Here is a 19,931-nt window from a genome sequence, read left to right on the forward strand (position 1 = left end):
CCCCCGTGTCGGGGCGGCCGCCGCCTGCGGTCCGATCGGTCGGGCCGACCGCGGGTCAGTCCTGTACGGCCTTCTTCAGCTGCTCGACCCGGTCGGTCCGCTCCCAGGTGAAGTCCGGCAGCTCACGGCCGAAGTGGCCGTACGCGGCGGTCTGCGAGTAGATCGGGCGGAGCAGGTCCAGGTCGCGGATGATCGCGGCCGGGCGAAGGTCGAACACGTCGGTGACGGCCTTCTGGATGGTGAGCACCGGCACGGTCTCGGTGCCGAAGGTCTCCACGAAGAGGCCGACCGGCTCGGCCTTGCCGATCGCGTACGCGACCTGCACCTCGGCGCGGCTGGCGAGGCCGGCGGCGACGATGTTCTTCGCCACCCAGCGCATCGCGTAGGCGGCCGAGCGGTCCACCTTGGACGGGTCCTTGCCGGAGAAGGCGCCGCCGCCGTGCCGGGCGAAGCCGCCGTAGGTGTCGATGATGATCTTGCGGCCGGTGAGGCCGGCGTCGCCCATCGGGCCGCCGATCTCGAAGCGCCCGGTCGGGTTGACCAGCAGGCGGTAGCCCTCGGTCACGAGCTTGATGCCCTGCTCGGCGAGCGCCTTGAGCTCCGGCTCCACGACGAACTCGCGGATGTCCGGGGTGAGCAGCGAGTCGAGGTCGATGTCGCTCGCGTGCTGCGAGGAGACGACCACGGTGTCGAGGCGGACGGCCTTGTCGCCGTCGTACTCGATGGTGACCTGGGTCTTGCCGTCGGGGCGCAGGTACGGGATCGTCCCGTTCTTGCGGACCTCGGAGAGGCGACGCGAGAGGCGGTGCGCCAGGGTGATCGGCAGCGGCATGAGCTCGGGCGTCTCGTCGGACGCGTAGCCGAACATCAGGCCCTGGTCACCGGCGCCCTGCTTGTCCAGGTCGTCCTCGTCACCTTCCACCCGGGCCTCGTACGCCGTGTCGACACCCTGTGCGATGTCGGGCGACTGGGCACCGATGGACACCGAGACGCCGCAGGAGGCGCCGTCGAAGCCCTTCTTGGAGCTGTCGTAGCCGATCTCCAGGATCTTGTCCCGGACGAGCTGCGCGATCGGCGCGTAAGCCTTGGTGGTCACCTCGCCGGCCACGTGCACCTGGCCGGTGGTGATGAGCGTCTCCACGGCGACCCGGGACGTCGGGTCCTCTCGCAGGAGAGCGTCAAGGATGGTGTCGCTGATCTGGTCAGCGATCTTGTCGGGGTGTCCCTCGGTCACGGATTCCGAGGTGAACAGGCGGCGAGACACAGCGCTCCCTGGGGTTGCAGCGGCTGCTGACTGAAGGCCCCCGGCGGACCGGGGACATCCGGAAAGACTTGATTCCTGGAGTGTAACGGTCAGCTACCGGCTATCGGGACTCGATTCCGGAAAAGGAGACCGGTTGCTCACCTCTTGAGATCACTCGGCGACCGGTTGCCACCGCTTCGCGACCAGGTCCCAGACCACGTCGGCGAGCGCCTCCTTCGGCCCCACCGGCACCCCCGTCTCACTGCCGTCCGAGCCCAGAATCACGGCCTCGTTGACGTCCGTGCCGAACGCCTTGCCGTTGCCGACCTCGTTCACCACCAGCAGGTCGCAGCCCTTGCGGGCGAGCTTCGCGCGCCCGTTCGCCAGCACGTCGTCGGTCTCCGCCGCGAAACCCACCACCAGTTGACCCGAACGGGGCCGGTGGGCGGAGAGCTCGGCCAGGATGTCCGGGTTGCGGACCAGCGCGACCGGGGCCGGCTCGACCCCCTCGACCTTCTTGATCTTGCCGCTGGCGTACTCGGCCGGGCGGAAGTCGGCCACCGCGGCGGCCATCACCACCGCGTCGGCGTCCGCCGCCGCCTTCGTCGCGGCCTCCCGCAGCTCCAGCGCGGTCGAGACGTGCACCACGTCGACCCCGGCCGGGTCGGGCAGCTCCGCGTTGGCCGAGAGCAACGTCACCCGGGCGCCGCGCGCCGCGGCGGTCGCGGCCAGCGCGTAGCCCTGCTTGCCGGAGGACCGGTTGCCGAGGTAGCGCACCGGGTCCAGCGGCTCACGGGTACCGCCGGCCGAGACCACCACGTGCCGGCCGGCCAGGTCGGCCGCGGCCGCGCCCCGGCGCAGCAGCGCCCGGCAGGCGTCGAAGATCGCGGACGGCTCGGGCAGCCGCCCCTTGCCGGTGTCCTTGCCGGTCAGCCGCCCGACGGCGGGCTCCAGCACCACGACGCCCCGGCGGCGCAGCGTGGCCACGTTCTCCCGGGTCGCAGGGTGCTCCCACATCTCGGTGTGCATCGCCGGCGCCAGGACGACCGGGCAGCGCGCGGTCAGCAGGGTGTTGGTGAGCAGGTCGTCGGCGAGCCCGTGGGCCGCCTTGGCCATCAGGTCGGCGGTCGCGGGGGCGACCACGACGAGGTCGGCGCTCTGCCCGATCCGCACGTGCGGCACCTCGTGGACCCGCTCCCAGGTCTCGGTGGCGGCGGGACGGCCGGAGAGCGCGGCCCAGGTGGCCTCGCCGACGAAGTGCAGCGCGGCCTCGGTGGGCACCACGGTCACCTGGTGGCCTGATTCGGTGAACCGCCGCAGCACCTCGCACGCCTTGTAGGCGGCGATGCCGCCGCTGACGCCGAGGACGACGCGCGGTGCGTCCGACCGGTCCGTGCTCGCGCTCATGCTTCCCACTCTCTCCTCGCTCGGGACGTGCTCACCCTACGACCCCCCGCCGGCCGGCGGCACGGTGCACCCCGCACCGCCCTCGGGCACGCCGAAGGGCCCGCCGGAACGGATCCGACGGGCCCTTCGACAGAACAGACAGGGAGACCGGCTCAGGCCGCCTCGACCGCCTCGGCGGTGAGCATGCCGGCGTTGATCTCGCGCAGCGCGATCGACAGCGGCTTCTCGTGCACGTGGGTGTCCACCAGCGGGCCGACGTACTCCAGCAGGCCCTCACCGAGCTGCGAGTAGTACGCGTTGATCTGGCGCGCGCGCTTGGCGGCGTAGATCACGAGGCTGTACTTGGAGTCGGTGGCCTCAAGCAGCTCGTCGATCGGCGGGTTGATGATGCCCTCGGGCGCGGTCATGGAAGAGGACACGCGAAAACCTTCCGAAAGGTGGAAAAGACAGACAGGTCAGACTACACCGAGCAAGGCTAGCAGTTCGGCCGCTACCTGCTCGACCGAGGTGTTGACAAGGCTCGTGTCGAACTCCGTCTCGGCGGCCAGCTCGACCTTGGCCGCCTCCAGCCGCTTCTCGATGACGTCCTGCGGCTCGGTGCCCCGGCCGGTGAGCCGGCGGACCAGCTCCTCCCAGCTCGGCGGAGCCAGGAAGACCAGCTGCGCCTCGGGCATCGACTCGCGCACCTGACGGGCGCCCTGCAGGTCGATCTCCAGCAGGACCGGCACGCCGGCTTCCAGCTTCTCCAGTACGGCCTGGCGCGGGGTGCCGTAGCGGTTGCCCGCGAACACGGCCCACTCCAGCAGCTCACCGTTGGCGATCAGCTTGTCGAACTCGTCGTTGTCGACGAAGTGGTACTGGACCCCGTGCTGCTCGCCGGGCCTCGGGTGGCGGGTCGTCGCCGACACCGAGAGCCAGACTTCGGGGTGCTGCTTCCTCATATGAGCGACGACCGTGCTCTTGCCGACCCCCGAGGGGCCGGAGAGCACGGTCAGCCGCGGACGCTCACTCATGCACCGATTATCCCGGATCGCGGACGCTCCCGGGACCACGGGGGCACGGTCAGGCGGCACCGCCGCCGAACTCCCGCTCCAGGGAGGCGATCTGGTTCGTGCCGAGGCCACGGACACGACGGCTCTCGCTGATGCCGAGGCGCTCCATGATCTGCTTGGCGCGGACCTTGCCCACACCGGGGAGGGACTCCAGGAGCGCGGAGACCTTCATCTTGCCGATCACGTCGTTGTCGGCCTTGCCGGCCTTGATCACCTCGTGCAGGGAGGCGCCGGAGTGCTTGAGCCGATTCTTGACCTCGGCGCGCTCCCGGCGAGCCTCGGCGGCCTTGGCGAGCGCGGCGGTGCGCTGTTCAGGGGTAAGGGGCGGAAGAGCCACGCCGTTCACCTCAGGGTGTGGAAGGAAGGGATTGAGCTATGACTGGTTTGGTTCCCAGGACACCGGCCGCAGGGGAACCTCACGGCTCTGACCTGCGAGAGCAACGGGAATCGCCGCTCTTCGATGACCTATCGCCGGACACTACCCGGATTGCGGCGCCACGTCAGGAAAAGAACACGAAAAGTCCTGGTCAGCCAAGGCCGACCAGGACTTTCCCGGGCAAAATGACCGCGATTGCGGACCTTTGGCACCACCGATGTGACGGCGCTCACGTCAAGTCGTGAGACCCCGCGCCACCCCGTCACGCCATCGCGGCACATCACGCCACCTCCGCGGCGACGCTTCGGGTGCCCCCGAAAGCGCTGCGGCGCCCGCTACTTCACCGCGTCCGCGTACTCCTGGACGAAGCGGTCCGCCGCCTCCCGCAGGGCCGCCGGCGACGGGCCGTGCCGCAGGACGTCGCGGCTGACGCTCGGCACCACGTTGCGCACCGAGGCGCCGAACACCCGCGGCAGGTCCGCCATCGTGGCGCCCTGGGCGCCGATCCCCGGGGCCAGCAGCGGGCCGTTGATCGCCAGGTCGACGCCCGCGTCGGCCAGCGTCGCGCCGACCACCGCGCCGAACGAGCCGAGCGGCTCCGCGCCGGCGTTCTCGGCGGCCAGCTGCCGCAGCACTGCGGCCGCCACCGGCTCGCCGTCCGCGCCGGTCGCGCGCTGCACCTCGGCGCCCTCCGGGTTGGAGGTGAGGGCCAGCGCGAACACCCCGGTGCCGCCTGCCGCCGCCAGGTCGAGCGCCGGCCGCAGCGAGCCGAAGCCCAGGTACGGGCTGACGGTGACGGCGTCCGAGAAGAGCGGGCTGCCGGGCGCCAGGAAGGCCTCCGCGTACGCGGCCATGGTGGAGCCGATGTCGCCGCGCTTGGCGTCCATCAGGACGAGCGCGCCGGCCGCCCGGGCCTCCTCGACGGACCGCTCCAGCACCGCGACGCCCCGGGAGCCGAACCGCTCGAAGAAGGCGGCCTGGGGCTTGAGCACGGCCACCCGGTCGGCCAGGGCCTCGACCACGGTGCGGCTGAAGGTCTCCAGGCCCGCCACGGTGTCCTCCAGCCCCCAGGCGGCGAGCAGGGAGGCGTGCGGGTCGATGCCCACGCAGAGCTGGCCGCGGGTGTCGAGGGCGTGCCGCAGGCGGGCACCGAAGGGGGCGAGGGTCATGACGTCCTTCCAGGGCGTAGCACGGGGGTGAGGGGGTCCGGCGGGGGTCAGGAGGCCTTGGCGCTGCCGACGGCGGCCGCCAGGTCGCGGAAGCCGCCGGCCCGGACGCGGGCGGAGAGGCCCTTGTGGATGCGCCGGCACCAGAACGGGCCCTGGTAGATGAAGGCGCTGTAGCCCTGGACCAGGTCGGCGCCGTGCACGATGCGCTGCCAGGCGTCCTCGGCGGTCTCGATGCCGCCGACCGAGACCAGGGTCAGCCGGCCCCCGGTCCGGGCGCGCAGGCGCTGCAGCACCTCCAGCGCGCGGGCCTTGAGCGGGGCGCCGGAGAGGCCGCCCATGCCGATCTCCTCGATCCGGGCGGCGCTCGCGCGCAGGCCCTCGCGGCCGATCGTGGTGTTGGTGGCGATGATGCCGTCCAGGCCCAGCTCCAGGGCGAGGTCGGCGACCGCGTCGACGTCCTCGTCGGCCAGGTCGGGGGCGATCTTGACCAGCAGCGGCACGTGGTGCGCGGTGGAGCGGTCGGCGGCCTCGCGGACGGCGGCCAGCAGCGGGCCGAGGTGCGAGACGGCCTGGAGGTTGCGCAGGCCCGGGGTGTTCGGCGAGCTGACGTTGACCACCAGGTAGTCGGCGTACTGGGCGAGCCGCTCGGTGGACTTCACGTAGTCGGCGATCGCGTCGGCCTCCTCGACCACCTTGGTCTTGCCGATGTTGACGCCGACGACCGGTGTGGAGCTGGTGTGCGGGCGTGCGGCCAGCCGGGCGGCGACCCGGGCCGAGCCCTGGTTGTTGAAGCCCATCCGGTTGATCAGCGCGCGGTCCTCGACCAGGCGGAACAGCCGCGGCGCCGGGTTGCCCGGCTGCGGCTCACCGGTGACGGTGCCGATCTCGACGTAGTCGAAGCCGAGCATCGACAGGCCGTCGATGCCGACGCCGTTCTTGTCGAAGCCGGCCGCCAGGCCGAACGGGCCGGGCAGGTCGAGGCCGAGGGCGGTGGTGCGCAGCGCCCGGTCGCGCGGGGCCAGCACCAGCCGGACGAGGGTGCGCAGGCCGGGCACCGAGGAGGCCAGCCGGACCCAGAAGAAGGCCAGGTGGTGGGCCTTCTCGGGGTCCATCTTCTTGAAGACGAGGTCGAACAGGAGCTTGTACACAGCGGGTCCCAACTGAGGATCGGGCGCGGCCCGTCGGGCGAGGGCCGGCGGCGGGCGACGGGTGGGCATGGCAGTGGGGGGCACCCGGCGGTCGGTGCCCCCCACTGCGGTGGTGCTACTTCGCGCGGCCGGCGTTGATCAGCTGGGCGTGCTCCTGGAGCGACATCACCCCGACCTCGTCGCGCAGCAGCGCGTCGATGCCCTGGACGGCGGCGCCCATCGCCTGGACGGTGGTCAGGCAGGGCACCGAACGGGCGACGGCGGCGGTGCGGATCTCGTAGCCGTCGAGACGGCCGCCGGTGCCGTACGGCGTGTTGATGATGAGGTCCACCTCACCGTCGTGGATCAGCTGGACGATGGTCCGCTCGCCGTTCGGGCCCTCGCCCTCGCTGTGCTTGCGCACCACGGTGGCGGGGATGCCGCCGCGCTGCAGCACCTCGGCGGTGCCGGCGGTGGCGAGCAGCTCGAACCCGAGGCCGACCAGCGCGCGGGCCGGGAAGACCAGGTTGCGCTTGTCCCGGTTGGCGACGGAGACGAAGACCTTGCCCTTGGTCGGCAGCGCGCCGTAGGCACCGGCCTGCGACTTGGCGTACGCCGTGCCGAAGACCTTGTCGATGCCCATGACCTCGCCGGTGGAGCGCATCTCCGGGCCGAGCACGGTGTCCACGCCGCGGCCGTAGATGTCGCGGAAGCGGCTCCACGGCATCACGGCCTCCTTGACGGAGATCGGGCAGTCGGCGGGCAGGGTGCCGCCGTCGCCCTCGGCCGGGAGCAGGCCCTCGGCGCGCAGCTCGGCGACGGTGGCGCCGAGCGAGATCCGGGCGGCGGCCTTGGCCAGCGGCACCGCCGTGGCCTTGGAGGTGAACGGCACGGTGCGGGAGGCGCGGGGGTTGGCCTCCAGCACGTACAGGATGTCGCCGGAGAGGGCGAACTGGATGTTGATCAGGCCGCGGACGCCGACGCCGCGGGCGATCGCCTCGGTGGAGGTGCGCAGCCGCTTGATGTCGTAGCCGCCGAGGGTGATCGGGGGCAGCGCGCAGGCGGAGTCGCCGGAGTGGATGCCGGCCTCCTCGATGTGCTCCATGACGCCGCCGAGGTAGAGCTCGGTGCCGTCGTAGAGCGCGTCGACGTCGATCTCCACCGCGTCGTCGAGGAAGCGGTCGATCAGCACCGGGTGCTCGGAGATCAGACCGGCGTGCCGCTCCAGGTAGGAGGCGAGCGAGGCCTCGTCGTAGACGATCTCCATGCCGCGGCCGCCGAGCACGTAGGACGGGCGGGCCAGCACGGGGTAGCCGATCTCGTCGGCGATCGCCTTGGCCTCCTCGAAGGAGAAGGCGGTGCCGTGCTTGGGGGCGGGCAGGCCGGCCTCGCGCAGCACGCGGCCGAAGGCGCCGCGCTCCTCGGCGAGGTCGATCGCCTCGGGCTGGGTGCCGACGATCGGCACGCCGTTGTCCTTGAGCGCCTGGGCCAGGCCGAGCGGGGTCTGGCCGCCGAGCTGGACGATCACGCCCGCGAGCGGTCCGGCCTGCTGCTCGGCGTGGACGATCTCCAGCACGTCCTCCAGGGTGAGCGGCTCGAAGTAGAGCCGGTCGGAGGTGTCGTAGTCGGTGGAGACGGTCTCCGGGTTGCAGTTGACCATCACGGTCTCGTACCCGGCGTCGGCCAGCGCGAAGGAGGCGTGGACGCACGAGTAGTCGAACTCGATGCCCTGGCCGATGCGGTTCGGGCCCGAGCCGAGGATGATCACCGCGGGCTTGGTGCGCGGGGCGACCTCGTTCTCCTCGTCGTAGGACGAGTAGAAGTACGGGGTCTTGGCGGCGAACTCGGCGGCGCAGGTGTCGACGGTCTTGAACACCGGGCGGATGCCGAGCGCGTGCCGGACCTCGCGGACCACGTCGGTCCGCAGGCCGCGGATCTCACCGATCTGCAGGTCGGAGAAGCCGTGCCGCTTGGCGTGGCGCAGCAGCTCGGGGGTGAGCTCGGCGGCCTCGGCCAGCTCGTCGGCGATCTCGTCCAGCAGGAAGAGCTGGTCGACGAACCACGGGTCGATCTTGGTGTACTCGAACACCTCCTCCGCGGTGGCGCCGGCCCGGATGGCCTCCATGACGGTGTTGATCCGGCCGTCGGTGGGGACCACGGCCTTCTCCAGCAGCGCGGTCTTGTCGCCGACCGGGCCGGCCCAGGTGAACTGGGAGCCCTTCTTCTCCAGCGAGCGGAGCGCCTTGTTGAGCGCCTCGGGGAAGTTGCGGCCCATGGCCATGGCCTCGCCGACCGACTTCATGGTGGTGGTCAGCGTGGCGTCGGCGCTCGGGAACTTCTCGAACGCGAACCGCGGGACCTTCACCACGACGTAGTCGAGGGTCGGCTCGAACGACGCCGGCGTCTGCTCGGTGATGTCGTTGGGGATCTCGTCCAGGGTGTAGCCGACGGCGAGCTTCGCCGCGATCTTGGCGATCGGGAAGCCGGTCGCCTTCGAGGCCAGCGCCGAGGAGCGCGAGACGCGCGGGTTCATCTCGATGACGATGACCCGGCCGTCCGCGGGGTCGACCGCGAACTGGATGTTGCAGCCGCCGGTGTCCACGCCGACCTCGCGGATGACCGCGATGCCGATGTCGCGCAGGATCTGGTACTCGCGGTCGGTCAGCGTCATCGCCGGGGCGACGGTGATCGAGTCACCGGTGTGCACGCCCATCGGGTCGAAGTTCTCGATCGAGCAGACGACCACGACGTTGTCGTTCTTGTCGCGCATCAGCTCCAGCTCGTACTCCTTCCAGCCGAGGATGGACTCCTCCAGGAGCACCTCGGTGGTCGGCGAGAGGGTCAGGCCCTGGCCGGCGATGCGGCGCAGGTCCTCCTCGTTGTGCGCGAAGCCCGAGCCGGCGCCGCCCATGGTGAAGGAGGGGCGGACCACGACCGGGTAGCCGCCGAGCGTGTCGACGCCGGCCAGCACGTCGTCCATGGTGTGGCAGATCACCGAGCGGGCGGACTCGCCGTGGCCGATCTTGGCGTTGACGGCCTCGACGACGCCCTTGAAGAGCTCGCGGTCCTCGCCCTTGTGGATCGAGTCGACCTTGGCGCCGATCAGCTCCACGTTGTACTTGGCCAGCACGCCGTTGGCGTCCAACGCGATCGCCGTGTTGAGCGCGGTCTGCCCGCCCAGGGTCGGCAGCAGGGCGTCCGGGCGCTCCTTGGCGATGATCTTCTCGACGAACTCCGGGGTGATCGGCTCGACGTAGGTGGCGTCGGCGATCTCCGGGTCGGTCATGATCGTGGCCGGGTTGGAGTTGACCAGGATGACCCGCAGGCCCTCGGCCTTGAGCACCCGGCAGGCCTGCGTGCCCGAGTAGTCGAACTCCGCGGCCTGGCCGATGACGATCGGGCCGGAGCCGATGACCAGGACGGACTTGATGTCGGTGCGCTTAGGCACGCTGGCCCTCCATGAGCTCAACACTGTCGTTGTCGTCGCCTCGCATGAGCTCGACGAACCGGTCGAAGAGGTACGCCGCGTCGTGCGGGCCGGCCGCCGCCTCCGGGTGGTACTGCACGCTGAAGGCGGGCACGTCCAGTGCCTGGAGGCCCTCGACCACATCGTCGTTGAGGCAGACGTGGGAGACCTCGACCCGGCCGAACGGCGTGTCGCTCACCTTGTCCAGCGGCGCGTTCACGGCGAAGCCGTGGTTGTGCGCGGTCACCTCGACCTTGCCGGTGGTGCGGTCCTGCACCGGCTGGTTGATGCCGCGGTGGCCGTACTTGAGCTTGTAGGTGCCGAAGCCCAGCGCCCGGCCGAGGATCTGGTTGCCGAAGCAGATCCCGAAGAACGGGGTCCGGCGCTCCAGCACGCCCTGCGCCACGGCGACCTGGTGGTCGGCGGTGGCCGGGTCGCCCGGGCCGTTGGAGAAGAAGACGCCGTCCGGGTCGACGGCGTAGATGTCCTCCAGCGTGGAGTTCGCCGGCAGCACGTGCACCTCGATGCCGCGCTCGGCCATCCGCTGCGGGGTCATCGCCTTGATGCCGAGGTCCAGCGCGGCGACGGTGAACTTCTTCTCGCCGACGGCGGGCACCACGTACGGCTCGGTGGTGGCGACCTCGGGGCAGAGGTCGGCGCCCTTCATCTCGGGCGACTGCTGCACCCGGGCCAGCAGCGCGGCGTCGTCCGCCAGCGCCGGGCCGGAGAAGATGCCGCAGCGCATCGCGCCGCGCTCGCGCAGGTGGCGGGTGAGGGCGCGGGTGTCGATGCCGCTGATGCCGACGACGCCCTGGTTGACGAGCTCCTCGTCGAGCGGGCGGCGCGAGCGCCAGTTGGACGTCACCCGGGCGGGGTCGCGCACGATGTAGCCGGCGACCCAGATCCGGCGGGACTCGTCGTCCTCGTCGTTCCAGCCGGTGTTGCCGATCTGCGGGGCGGTCATCGCGACCACCTGGCGGTGGTACGACGGGTCGGTCAGGGTCTCCTGGTAGCCGGACATGCCGGTGTTGAAGACGGCCTCGCCGAAGGTCTCGCCGATCGCGCCGTAGGCCTGGCCACGGAAGATCCGGCCGTCCTCCAGGACGAGCACGGCGGGGACGCGGTCCCGCCGTTGGCGCTGCGTGGTGGGGGCAGGTGCGGTCATTGAGCGGCCTCTTCCGTCTTCGTCTGCGTACGTGTTGCGAGGTGGGCGATCGCCTCGACCCAGGCGGCGTGCTCGCCGGGGTGGTCGGCCCGGAACCCGGAGTCCAGCGCGGTGCCCTCGTGCGTCCAGGTGACGACGAGCAGTCCGGACGGCACGACCTTGCCGGCGATCCCGGAGTCCGTCCGGGCCCCGGTCAGCTGCTCGGCCGGGATCCAGAAGTCGACGTCGCCGGGGCGCTGCACCAGCAGGCCGTCCGCGCCGAGGGTCAGGTCGGCCCGGCTGCGGGTGCCCAGGCCGTGCGCGACGACCCGGTCCAGCCAGTTCCCGGCGGTGGTGGTGCCGTGGTACCGGCCGCTGGTCTCCAGGATGGTCCGGCCGGCCCGGGCCGGCACGGCGGGCAGCGGCGGGATGCCGGACTGCAGGGTGCGCCGCCAGTTCCAGCCCTGGCGCATCAGCCAGTAGACCAGCCCGATCACCAGCAGCAGGCCGATGGCCCAGCCGATGTACCCGGGCCAGTCGGTGACCCTGGCCTGCTCCTGGGCGAGCCCGGTGAAGGCGTTCACGCGAGCCCGCCCTGCTCGACCAGCTCGCCGGCGAGCACCGTGGCGGTGCCGCGCAGGAAGGTGGCGTGCACCCGGCCGGGCAGGTCGAGGCCACGGTAGGGGGTGTTGCGACTGCGGGTGGCGAAGCTGTCGGGGTTCACGGCACCACGGTACGCGGGATCGAACAGCACCAGGTTGGCGGGCTCACCGACCGAGACGGGTCGTCCGTGGCCGGTGAGGCGACCGATCCGGGCCGGTCGGTGCGACATCCGGTCCGCGACGCCCTCCCAGTTCAGCAGGCCCGTGTCGACCATGGTCTGCTGCACCACCGAGAGTGCCGTCTCCAGGCCGACCATGCCCATCGCGGCCACGGCCCACTCGCAGTCCTTGTCCTCGGACGGGTGCGGCGCGTGGTCCGTCGCGACGGCGTCGATGGTGCCGTCCGCGAGCGCCTTGCGCAGCGCCTGGACGTCGGCCGCGGTGCGCAGCGGCGGGTTCACCTTGTACACCGGGTCGTAGGAGCGGACCAGCTCGTCGGTGAGCAGCAGGTGGTGCGGGGTGACCTCGGCGGTGACGTTCCAGCCCTTGGCCTTGGCCCAGCGGATGATCTCCACCGAGCCGGCCGTCGAGACGTGGCAGACGTGCAGGCGCGAGCCGACGTGCGCGGCGAGCAGCACGTCGCGGGCGATGATCGCCTCCTCGGCGACGGCCGGCCAGCCGCCCAGCCCGAGCTCGCCGGAGACCTGGCCCTCGTTCATCTGGGCGCCCTCGGTGAGGCGGGGCTCCTGGGCGTGCTGGGCGACGACCCCGTCGAAGGCCTTCACGTACTCCAGCGCCCGGCGCATGATCACCGCGTCGTCGACGCACTTGCCGTCGTCGGAGAAGACCCGCACCTCGGCGGCCGAGTCGTGCATCGCGCCCAGCTCGGCGAGCTTCTTGCCCTCCAGGCCGACGGTGACGGCGCCGACCGGGCGCACGTCGCAGAAGCCGGACTCCTGGCCGAGCCGCCAGACCTGCTCGACCACGCCGGCGGTGTCGGCCACCGGGAAGGTGTTGGCCATCGCGTGCACGGCGGTGAAGCCGCCCATCGCGGCGGCCCGGGTGCCGGTGAGCACCGTCTCGGCGTCCTCGCGGCCGGGCTCGCGCAGGTGGGTGTGCAGGTCGACCAGGCCCGGCAGGACGATCAGGCCGGAGGCGTCGATCTCGATGTCCGCCTCGACCGCCAGGCCGGTGCCGATCTCCTTGACCACGCCGTCGGCGAGGTGGAGGTCCTGCGGGGCGCCGCCGAGGATCTGGGCGTTGCGGATCAGGTAGGTGGTCACTGAGCGGTCTCCACGGAGTCGGTGCGGGGGGCGGCGTCGGCGAGCGTGGCGCCGCCGAGCAGCAGGTACAGGACGGCCATCCGGACGGAGACGCCGTTGGCGACCTGCTCGACCACGGTGCAGCGCGGCGAGTCGGCGACCTCGGCGGTGATCTCCATGCCGCGGACCATCGGGCCGGGGTGCATCACGATGGCGTGCTCGGGCAGCTGCGCCATCCGGCTGCCGTCCAGGCCGTAGCGGCGGCTGTACTCGCGCTCGGTCGGGAAGAAGGCGGCGTTCATCCGCTCGCGCTGCACCCGGAGCATCATCAGCGCGTCCGTCTTGGGGAGCACGCTCTCCAGGTCGTAGCTGACCTCGCAGGGCCAGTTCTCGATGCCGATCGGCAGCAGCGTCGGCGGGGCCACGAAGGTGACCTGGGCGCCGAGGGTGGTGAGCAGGTGGACGTTGGAGCGGGCCACCCGGCTGTGCAGGATGTCGCCGACGATGGTCACCCGCCGGCCGGCGAGGTCGCGGCCGAGGCCGGAGTTGAGGTGGCGGCGCATGGTGAAGGCGTCGAGCAGCGCCTGGGTGGGGTGCTCGTGGGTGCCGTCGCCGGCGTTGATGACGCTGCCGTGCAGCCAGTCGGACTGGGCCAGCCGGGCCGGCGCGCCGGAGGCGTGGTGCCGGATGACGACCGCGTCGGCGCCCATCGCCTGGAGGGTCAGCGCGGTGTCCTTGAGGCTCTCGCCCTTGGAGACCGAGGAGCCCTTGGCGGAGAAGTTGATGACGTCGGCGGAGAGCCGCTTCTCGGCGACCTCGAAGGAGGTCTTGGTGCGGGTGGAGTCTTCGAAGAAGAGGTTGACGACCGTTCGGCCACGGAGCGTAGGCAGCTTCTTGACGGCCCGTCCGGAGAGCTGGGCCAGCTCCTCGGCGGTGTCCAGGATCAGCAGCGCGTCGTCGCGGGTGAGGTCGGCGGCGGAGACGAGGTGGCGCTTCACGCGGGTTACTCCGGGAGGTGCGGTTCGGACGGCCGGGCGGCCAGGGCCTGCGAGCTGCGCTCACTGCGCGGGGGGCGCGACGCGTCCGCGTGGTCGCGGTCGCCGACCAGCACGGCGTCCACGCCGTCGCTGTCCGCGAGGCGGACCTGCACGGCCTCGCGCAGCGAGGTGGGGAGGTTCTTGCCCACGTAGTCGGCGCGGATCGGCAGCTCGCGGTGGCCGCGGTCGACCAGGACGGCGAGCTGGACGGCGCGCGGGCGGCCGATGTCGCTGAGCGCGTCGAGCGCGGCGCGGATGGTGCGGCCCGAGAAGAGCACGTCGTCGACCAGGACGACGAGCCTGCCGTCGATGCCGCCGGCCGGGATCTCGGTGTGCTCCAGGGCCCGGGCGGGCTTCAGCCGCAGGTCGTCCCGGTACATGGTGATGTCCAGCGTCCCGAACGGGATCTCCCGGCCGGTGATCTGGGTCAGCCGGTCGCGCAGCCGGCGGGCGAGGTGCACGCCCCTGGTGTGGATGCCGAGCAGCACGACGTCCTCCGCGCCCTTGGCGCGCTCGACGATCTCGTGCGCTATCCGGGTGATCACCCGGGCGATGTCCGTGCCGTCCAGCACCTGGTGCGGCGGGCGCGGCGTCGGTTCGTGATGTGTGGTCATGCCGAAGCGGACCTCCTTCCCCGCCTCACTGGACGGGCCTTAAAGGATGTCTGGAAAGCCCCCGCCGACGCGGCGCGGGCTCCCGCCATCGTACCAGCGCGCCCGAGGGCAAACCGGCGTCCATCATTCCGCTTCACCGGGTTAACGTCCGCGACGCACCGCGGACGCGGGCCATTCGCACGACTGCCCCATTCGGCTTGACGCAGCTACCTCACTCTACGTAACCTCACAGTGAGTTACGAGACTGGCGTCGAACCCACCGGTAACGACGTCGACAATCGCCCGTGACCCACCACTGAACGCGAAGCAATCTCGTCCGGGGAGATCAATGTCCAGCGACTACGCGAAGCAACTCGGAGGAAAACTCCGAGCGATCCGCACTCAGCAGGGGCTCTCCCTGCACGGTGTCGAGGAGAAGTCCCAGGGGCGCTGGAAGGCAGTCGTCGTCGGCTCGTACGAGCGCGGTGACCGTGCGGTCACCGTGCAGCGGCTGGCCGAGCTGGCGGAGTTCTACGGCGTTCCGGTCCAGGAGCTGCTGCCCGGCGGTACGCCCGGTGGTGCGGCCGAGCCGCCGCCGCGCCTCGTGCTGGACCTGGAGAGACTGACCCAGGTCCCGTCCGAGAAGGCCGGTCCGCTGCAGCGCTACGCGGCGACCATCCAGAGCCAGCGCGGTGACTACAACGGCAAGGTGCTCTCGATCCGCCAGGACGACCTGCGCACGCTGGCCGTGATCTACGACCAGTCGCCGTCGATCCTGACCGAGCAGCTGATCTCCTGGGGCGTGCTGAACCCCGACGCGCGCCGTGCGGTGCGCGAGGAGGAGGCGAGCTGAGGCTCGCCCCCACCGGCTCCCACCGCCTCCCACCAGCAGGAACGGGCAGGGCCAAGCAGAAACGTCACGGCGCGGTGCCCCGGAACGGGGGCCGCGCCGTCGCGCGTCCCGCCCCGGACCGAAGCCGGCCCGGGCCGCTCCGGCGGCCTCAGCGGACCGTGCCCAGGCTGTAGCCGGGCTCGGCCGCCACGCCCTCCAGCCGCACCGCGGCCGCGGTCGGCGCCCAGCCCTGGCCAGAGCTGGCCCAGGCCCAGGCCGCCCCGCGGAAGGCCCGCTCGGCGGTTCCGTCACCGGTGGGGCCGGCAGCCCCGTCACCGGCTCCGCAGGCCGCCGCCGAGCCCTGCGTGCCGTGCAGCACCGCCAGCCCCGGCAGCTCCCGGGCCAGCCCCGCGCAGAGCACCGCGCAGACCAGCTCCAGGTCCTCGTCGTTGATCCGCACCACGCCGTCCTCCCACTGGAGCACCCGGGCCGCGGCCGTCAGCCGGCCACCGGGGGCCTCCACCGCGAGGCGCAGCTCGTAGACCCCGCCGCCCGCGCCGACCAGCATCCGCCGGAACACCTCGGCGCCGCGCTGGTAGGCCTCCCGGACGGCCCGGCCGTGCTCCTCGTAGAGCCCGCCGTCCAGCAGCAGGTCCGCGTGGCGCAGCGTCAGCCCGTTCTCGCGGGCCCGGACCAGCCGGGGCAGGAAGTCCCCGGCGAGGTCCTCGCCCTGGTAGGCGAGGAGCTGGGTCTGCAGCGGCGGATTGACCAGGTAGCGGTCGCGGGCGCCCGGCTCGGCCGGGTCGAGGCCGTGCAGGAGGCAGAACTCCTCGAAGTCCTGCGGGTGGAACATCCGGGCCCGGACGGTGTCGAAGCCGCGCCGGGCCTCGGCGAGCAGGTCGGCGGTGTCCCGCAGGTAGGTCTCGTAGTCCGGGGCGTCGCAGAGGCGCCAGGCGGCGGCGCGCTCGAAGTCGGCGGCACTGGTCAGCACCCCGATGACGAAGGCCTGCCCCGCGCCGTCCGCCCGGCGCCGCTCGTGCCGCAGCCGCGCGCGGGGGCGGGGGCCGGCGGCGGAGCAGTCGGGGGTGCGGCGGGCGCGGCCGTTGCGGCTCATCGGAGGCTCCTGGGGCGGTGGCGGTCGGCGGCGGCAGGGGTGCCGCCGACCGTTGTCCTCCCCAGCCCCGGGTGTCGCACACGTACGGCGTGTCACAGGAATGTAACCGACCGTGAGGCGAGGCACGTCACCCGGTCGGCGCAACCCGCAGGACCGCGCCGCACCCGGCGGGCAGCCGGGCGCGGCGGGCAGCGGGACGGCGGCGGTCAGGCCTGCCGCGGCACCCGGGCGAGCTGACGCGACTGGGCGACCAGCCGGCCGGACTCGTCCCAGACCTCGGCGTCCTCCTCGAAGTAGCCGCCGGCCACGTTGCGGGTGGCGTGGGTGACGCGCAGCCAGCCGGGCACCGGCTTCGCCCGCAGGTGGACGGTCAGCTCGATGGTGGGGGCCCAGCCGGGCATCCCGAGGTCGAAGGTGACCGGCGGCAGCGCGTCGGCGACCAGCAGGAGCAGCAGCGGGTCGGGCTCCCGGCCGTCGGCGAGCCGGAACCAGCCCTGGATCCGGCCGTTGCCGGAGGGCTGCCCGAGCGCCCAGCCGATGGTCGCCGGGTCGAGCCGCAGGTCGAACCGCTCCAGGAGGGCGGCCTGCTCGATCAGCTGCTTGGGGGCGTGCTCCACGCCGACGCACTGGTCCGGCGGCGGCAGCTGCGGCGGCTGGGCGGTGGTCCGCACGTCGCCGCCGGCGTCGGCGAGGTCGCCGTGGGTGGCCACCACGCGCAGCCGCTCCACGCCGTCCTGGCTGAGCGAGGCGGTGCCGGTGGAGAGCGAGCGGCCGGTGCGGAGCACCTCGGTACGGACGGTGGCCGGGCCGGGGTGGGAGGCGGAGAGGTAGTAACCGCTGATCGAGACCGGGTCGGCGTGGTCGCCGTGCTCCAGCGAGAGGGCGTGGCCCGCCATCGCGAGCAGCAGCCCGCCGTTGACGCCGCCGCCGATCTGCCAGCCGGCGCCCAGTTCGCCGTCGTAGCGGCCCGGCTCGGCCGGGTGCCTGGTGAGGGCGATGCCCTGGTCGAACTCGCTGCGGATCGCCGTGGTCATGGGGGGTGGCCTGCCCTTCGCTGCGGGGTCACCGGTGCGCGTGGGTCACCGGAGCACCAGGTTACTGGCGAGTAGGGTCCCAACATACGCCACCCGGCCCGAACGCACGACGGCCGCCGGACCCTGTCGGGTCCGGCGGCCGTGCGTCGGAGTGCCGCCTACCGGCGGATGCTCGGCTTGAGCTCCAGGAAGCGGGCGAGCAGGCCGTTGACGAAGGCCGGGGAGTCGTCCGTGGAGAACTCCTTGGCGATCTCGACGGCCTCGTCCAGGACGACCGCGTCCGGGACGCCGTCCTCCCAGATCAGCTCGTACGCACCGAGCCGCAGGACGTTGCGGTCCACGATCGGCATCCGGTCGAGCGTCCAGCCCACCGCGTACTCGGAGATGAGGTCGTCGATCCGGCGGGCGTGCTGGACGTACCCCTCGATCAGCTCCATGGTGTACTCACCGACCTGCGGGGTGCCCTCGTCCGGCTTGGGCTCCCGCGCACGGGCCACCCAGTCGGCGAGGACCCGCTGCGGGTCGACCCCGCGGTGGTCGGCCTCGAAGAGGATCTGGAAGGCTCGCGTACGGGCCTTGCTGCGTGCGGCCGACACGGACTTACTTCACCCGGCCGAGGTAGCTGCCGTCGCGGGTGTCGACCTTGATCTTCTCACCGGTGACGATGAACAGCGGCACGGCGATCTCGGCGCCGGTCTCCAGGGTGGCCGGCTTGGAGCCACCGGTGGAGCGGTCGCCCTGGACGCCCGGCTCGGTGTGGGAGATGGTCAGCTCGACCGAGGCAGGGAGCTCGATGTACAGGGGAGCACCCTCGTACATGGCGACCAGGGCCTCGAAGCCCTCCAGCAGGTACTTCGCGGCGTCGCCGACGACGGCGGGCTCGATCGTGGTCTGGTCGTAGGTGTCCGTGTCCATGAACACGAAGTTCTCGCCGTCCTTGTACGAGAACTGCATGCCACGCTTGTCGACGTTGGCGGTCTCGACCTTGGTGCCGGCGTTGAAGGTCTTGTCGACGACCTTGCCCGTCAGGACCTCCTTGAGCTTGGTGCGCACGAAGGCCGGGCCCTTACCGGGCTTGACGTGCTGGAACTCGACGACGGACCAGAGCTTGCCGCCCTCCAGCTTGAGAACCATGCCGTTCTTGAGATCGTTCGTGGAAGCCACGGGCGCACTTACTCCTGGATATAGCTGTCAAGGAACCAAGGGGTGCGTCCTGCCGCCCCCGGCCGCCTCGGGCGGTCGCGGGTCACAGGGCGAGGAGCTCCTTGGTGGTGATGGTGAGCAGCTCGGGCCCGCCCTCTTCGAGGGGGCGCACCACGAGCGTGTCCTCGATCCGGACACCGCCCCGGCCCGGGAGGTGAACCCCTGGACCGACGGTGACCGGCACGCGGCTGTCCAGTTTACCCATGTCCGACGGCCCGAGGCGCGGGGCCTCCCGGATCTCCAGCCCGATGCCGTGACCGACGGGGTGCGGCGAGCTCTCGGTGTGCCCGGCCGCGTGGAGGATCTCCCGGGCGGCCTGGTCGGGCACGTACTGTTCGACGCCCGGACCAAGCGCCTCCCGCCCGGCCCGCTGGGCCCGGAACACCAGGCGGTGCAGTTCGACCTGCCAGGGCGCGGGGGCGGCGCCGATCACGAAGGTCCGGGCGGTCGAGACGCCGTACCCGCGGTACTGGGCACCCAGGACGACGGTGAGGAAGTCACCCTCCTCCACCCGTCGGTCGGTGGGCTGGTGGGACTGCTGGCCGGAGTGGCTGCCGGTGCCGACCGAGACCGGGAAGGCCGCCCGGTCCGCACCGTGGTCGATCATCCGGCGTTCCAGCTCCATCGCCAGGTGCCGCTCGGTCCGGCCGACCAGGATCGACTCCAGCAGTTCGCCGAGCGCCTGGTCGGCGATCTCGGCGGCGATCCGCAGGTCCGCGATCTCGTGCTCGTCCTTGATCACCCGCAGCTGTTCGACCGCCCGGCCGAGGTCGGCCAGCCGGACGCCCTCCGCCAGACCAGCCACGGCGCGGTGCCGGGCGACGGTCAGGTCGTGCTCCTCCACCGCCAGGTCGGCCACCCCCAGCCGGGCCGCGGCCGCGGCGGCCGCCAGCGCGGTGTCGGCGCCCGCCGCCACCGGCACCCGGGTGACGTCCTCGACGATCAGGTGCTCACCGGTGTCGTCCGGAGGCAGGTCGTCCGGCAGCGCCAGCAGCGCCCGCTCCCGGGTGAGCAGCAGCGTCGCGCCGCACGGCGGGCAACCGGTCAGGTACCGCACGTTCGCCGCCCGGGTGATCAGCGCCGCATCGGCCCCGGCCGCACTGCCGTGCTCCCTCAGACGCTCCCGCCGGACCGCGTACGCATCAGACATGCGTCGAGCCTACGGAGCCCCACCCCGATCCGCCCGCCGAGCGGATCCGACCGGACCAGGACGGCCCTGGTCGGACACCCGGCCGGTCCGCCGGTGCGGCGCCGGGCCCCGGCGCCGCAC

The 19,931-nt window shown here is 72.1% G+C and carries 19 protein-coding genes; 1 reads left to right on the top strand and 18 read right to left on the bottom strand.

Annotated elements, in window-relative coordinates; genetic code table 11:
• Positions 1–55 precede the first annotated feature (55 nt).
• From metK to pyrR, 13 genes are all read right to left on the bottom strand, one after another.
• Positions 56–1,264, bottom strand: a complete 1,209-nt coding sequence (gene metK, locus ACFWA9_RS30535) for a methionine adenosyltransferase (RefSeq protein ID WP_329486768.1) — start codon at positions 1,262–1,264, stop codon at positions 56–58.
• A 150-nt stretch (positions 1,265–1,414) separates the two neighbouring features.
• Positions 1,415–2,650 (bottom strand): bifunctional phosphopantothenoylcysteine decarboxylase/phosphopantothenate--cysteine ligase CoaBC, encoded by a 1,236-nt coding sequence (gene coaBC, locus ACFWA9_RS30540; protein WP_352290777.1) that lies wholly within the window; start codon positions 2,648–2,650, stop codon positions 1,415–1,417.
• Between the two features lie 152 nt (positions 2,651–2,802).
• A complete protein-coding gene (rpoZ, locus tag ACFWA9_RS30545) occupies positions 2,803–3,069 on the bottom strand; it encodes a DNA-directed RNA polymerase subunit omega (RefSeq protein ID WP_030056185.1) in 267 nt (88 codons plus the stop codon).
• A 36-nt stretch (positions 3,070–3,105) separates the two neighbouring features.
• Positions 3,106–3,663, bottom strand: coding sequence for a guanylate kinase (gene gmk / locus ACFWA9_RS30550; RefSeq protein WP_352290776.1), 558 nt, complete (start codon positions 3,661–3,663; stop codon positions 3,106–3,108).
• Between the two features lie 49 nt (positions 3,664–3,712).
• Positions 3,713–4,039, bottom strand: coding sequence for an integration host factor, actinobacterial type (mihF, locus tag ACFWA9_RS30555; RefSeq protein ID WP_030056187.1), 327 nt, complete (start codon positions 4,037–4,039; stop codon positions 3,713–3,715).
• Between the two features lie 374 nt (positions 4,040–4,413).
• Positions 4,414–5,247, bottom strand: a complete 834-nt coding sequence (gene pyrF, locus ACFWA9_RS30560; RefSeq protein WP_352290775.1) for an orotidine-5'-phosphate decarboxylase — start codon at positions 5,245–5,247, stop codon at positions 4,414–4,416.
• A 47-nt stretch (positions 5,248–5,294) separates the two neighbouring features.
• Positions 5,295–6,395: a quinone-dependent dihydroorotate dehydrogenase gene (locus tag ACFWA9_RS30565; protein ID WP_352290774.1), complete on the bottom strand. Its 1,101-nt coding sequence runs from the start codon at positions 6,393–6,395 to the stop codon at positions 5,295–5,297.
• A gap of 115 nt (positions 6,396–6,510) precedes the next feature.
• Positions 6,511–9,822 carry a carbamoyl-phosphate synthase large subunit gene (gene carB / locus ACFWA9_RS30570; protein WP_380391291.1) on the bottom strand — a complete coding sequence of 1,104 codons (3,312 nt, stop codon included), beginning with the start codon at positions 9,820–9,822 and terminating at the stop codon, positions 6,511–6,513.
• The gene (gene carA, locus ACFWA9_RS30575) at positions 9,815–11,005 is read right to left on the bottom strand and encodes a glutamine-hydrolyzing carbamoyl-phosphate synthase small subunit (protein WP_329486775.1); all 1,191 of its coding nucleotides are present in this window, start codon (positions 11,003–11,005) and stop codon (positions 9,815–9,817) included. The genes carB and carA overlap by 8 nt, the downstream gene beginning before the upstream one ends.
• Entirely contained in the window at positions 11,002–11,568 is a 567-nt protein-coding gene (locus tag ACFWA9_RS30580; protein ID WP_380391295.1) for a hypothetical protein, read from the bottom strand. The genes carA and ACFWA9_RS30580 overlap by 4 nt, the downstream gene beginning before the upstream one ends.
• Positions 11,565–12,869, bottom strand: a complete 1,305-nt coding sequence (locus ACFWA9_RS30585; RefSeq protein ID WP_329486777.1) for a dihydroorotase — start codon at positions 12,867–12,869, stop codon at positions 11,565–11,567. The genes ACFWA9_RS30580 and ACFWA9_RS30585 overlap by 4 nt, the downstream gene beginning before the upstream one ends.
• Complete coding sequence (locus ACFWA9_RS30590) at positions 12,866–13,846, bottom strand: aspartate carbamoyltransferase catalytic subunit (protein ID WP_380391298.1); 981 nt, start codon at positions 13,844–13,846, stop codon at positions 12,866–12,868. Before ACFWA9_RS30590 ends, ACFWA9_RS30585 begins: the two co-directional genes overlap by 4 nt.
• Positions 13,847–13,851: 5 nt before the next feature.
• Positions 13,852–14,499 (bottom strand): bifunctional pyr operon transcriptional regulator/uracil phosphoribosyltransferase PyrR, encoded by a 648-nt coding sequence (pyrR, locus tag ACFWA9_RS30595; RefSeq protein ID WP_329486779.1) that lies wholly within the window; start codon positions 14,497–14,499, stop codon positions 13,852–13,854.
• Between the two features lie 328 nt (positions 14,500–14,827).
• Here pyrR and ACFWA9_RS30600 point away from each other — a divergent pair, with 328 nt between their 5' ends.
• Positions 14,828–15,331, top strand: a complete 504-nt coding sequence (locus ACFWA9_RS30600) for a transcriptional regulator (protein WP_031072501.1) — start codon at positions 14,828–14,830, stop codon at positions 15,329–15,331.
• 148 nt (positions 15,332–15,479) lie between these two features.
• Here the strand turns inward: ACFWA9_RS30600 and ACFWA9_RS30605 are convergent, their stop codons facing one another.
• The 5 genes from ACFWA9_RS30605 to ACFWA9_RS30625 form a co-directional block, all read right to left on the bottom strand.
• Complete coding sequence (locus ACFWA9_RS30605; protein ID WP_380391301.1) at positions 15,480–16,424, bottom strand: hypothetical protein; 945 nt, start codon at positions 16,422–16,424, stop codon at positions 15,480–15,482.
• A 206-nt stretch (positions 16,425–16,630) separates the two neighbouring features.
• Positions 16,631–17,458 (bottom strand): thioesterase family protein, encoded by an 828-nt coding sequence (locus ACFWA9_RS30610; protein ID WP_352290771.1) that lies wholly within the window; start codon positions 17,456–17,458, stop codon positions 16,631–16,633.
• Between the two features lie 158 nt (positions 17,459–17,616).
• Positions 17,617–18,054 (bottom strand): transcription antitermination factor NusB, encoded by a 438-nt coding sequence (gene nusB / locus ACFWA9_RS30615; protein ID WP_329486782.1) that lies wholly within the window; start codon positions 18,052–18,054, stop codon positions 17,617–17,619.
• A 4-nt stretch (positions 18,055–18,058) separates the two neighbouring features.
• Positions 18,059–18,622, bottom strand: a complete 564-nt coding sequence (gene efp, locus ACFWA9_RS30620) for an elongation factor P (protein WP_329486783.1) — start codon at positions 18,620–18,622, stop codon at positions 18,059–18,061.
• Positions 18,623–18,704: 82 nt separating this feature from the next.
• Complete coding sequence (locus ACFWA9_RS30625; RefSeq protein ID WP_329486784.1) at positions 18,705–19,811, bottom strand: aminopeptidase P family protein; 1,107 nt, start codon at positions 19,809–19,811, stop codon at positions 18,705–18,707.
• Positions 19,812–19,931: the final 120 nt, after the last annotated feature.

Origin of the sequence: Kitasatospora sp. NPDC059973, from assembly GCF_042737525.1 — a bacterium.
In the GTDB taxonomy this organism is placed as follows: Bacteria; Actinomycetota; Actinomycetes; order Streptomycetales; family Streptomycetaceae; genus Kitasatospora.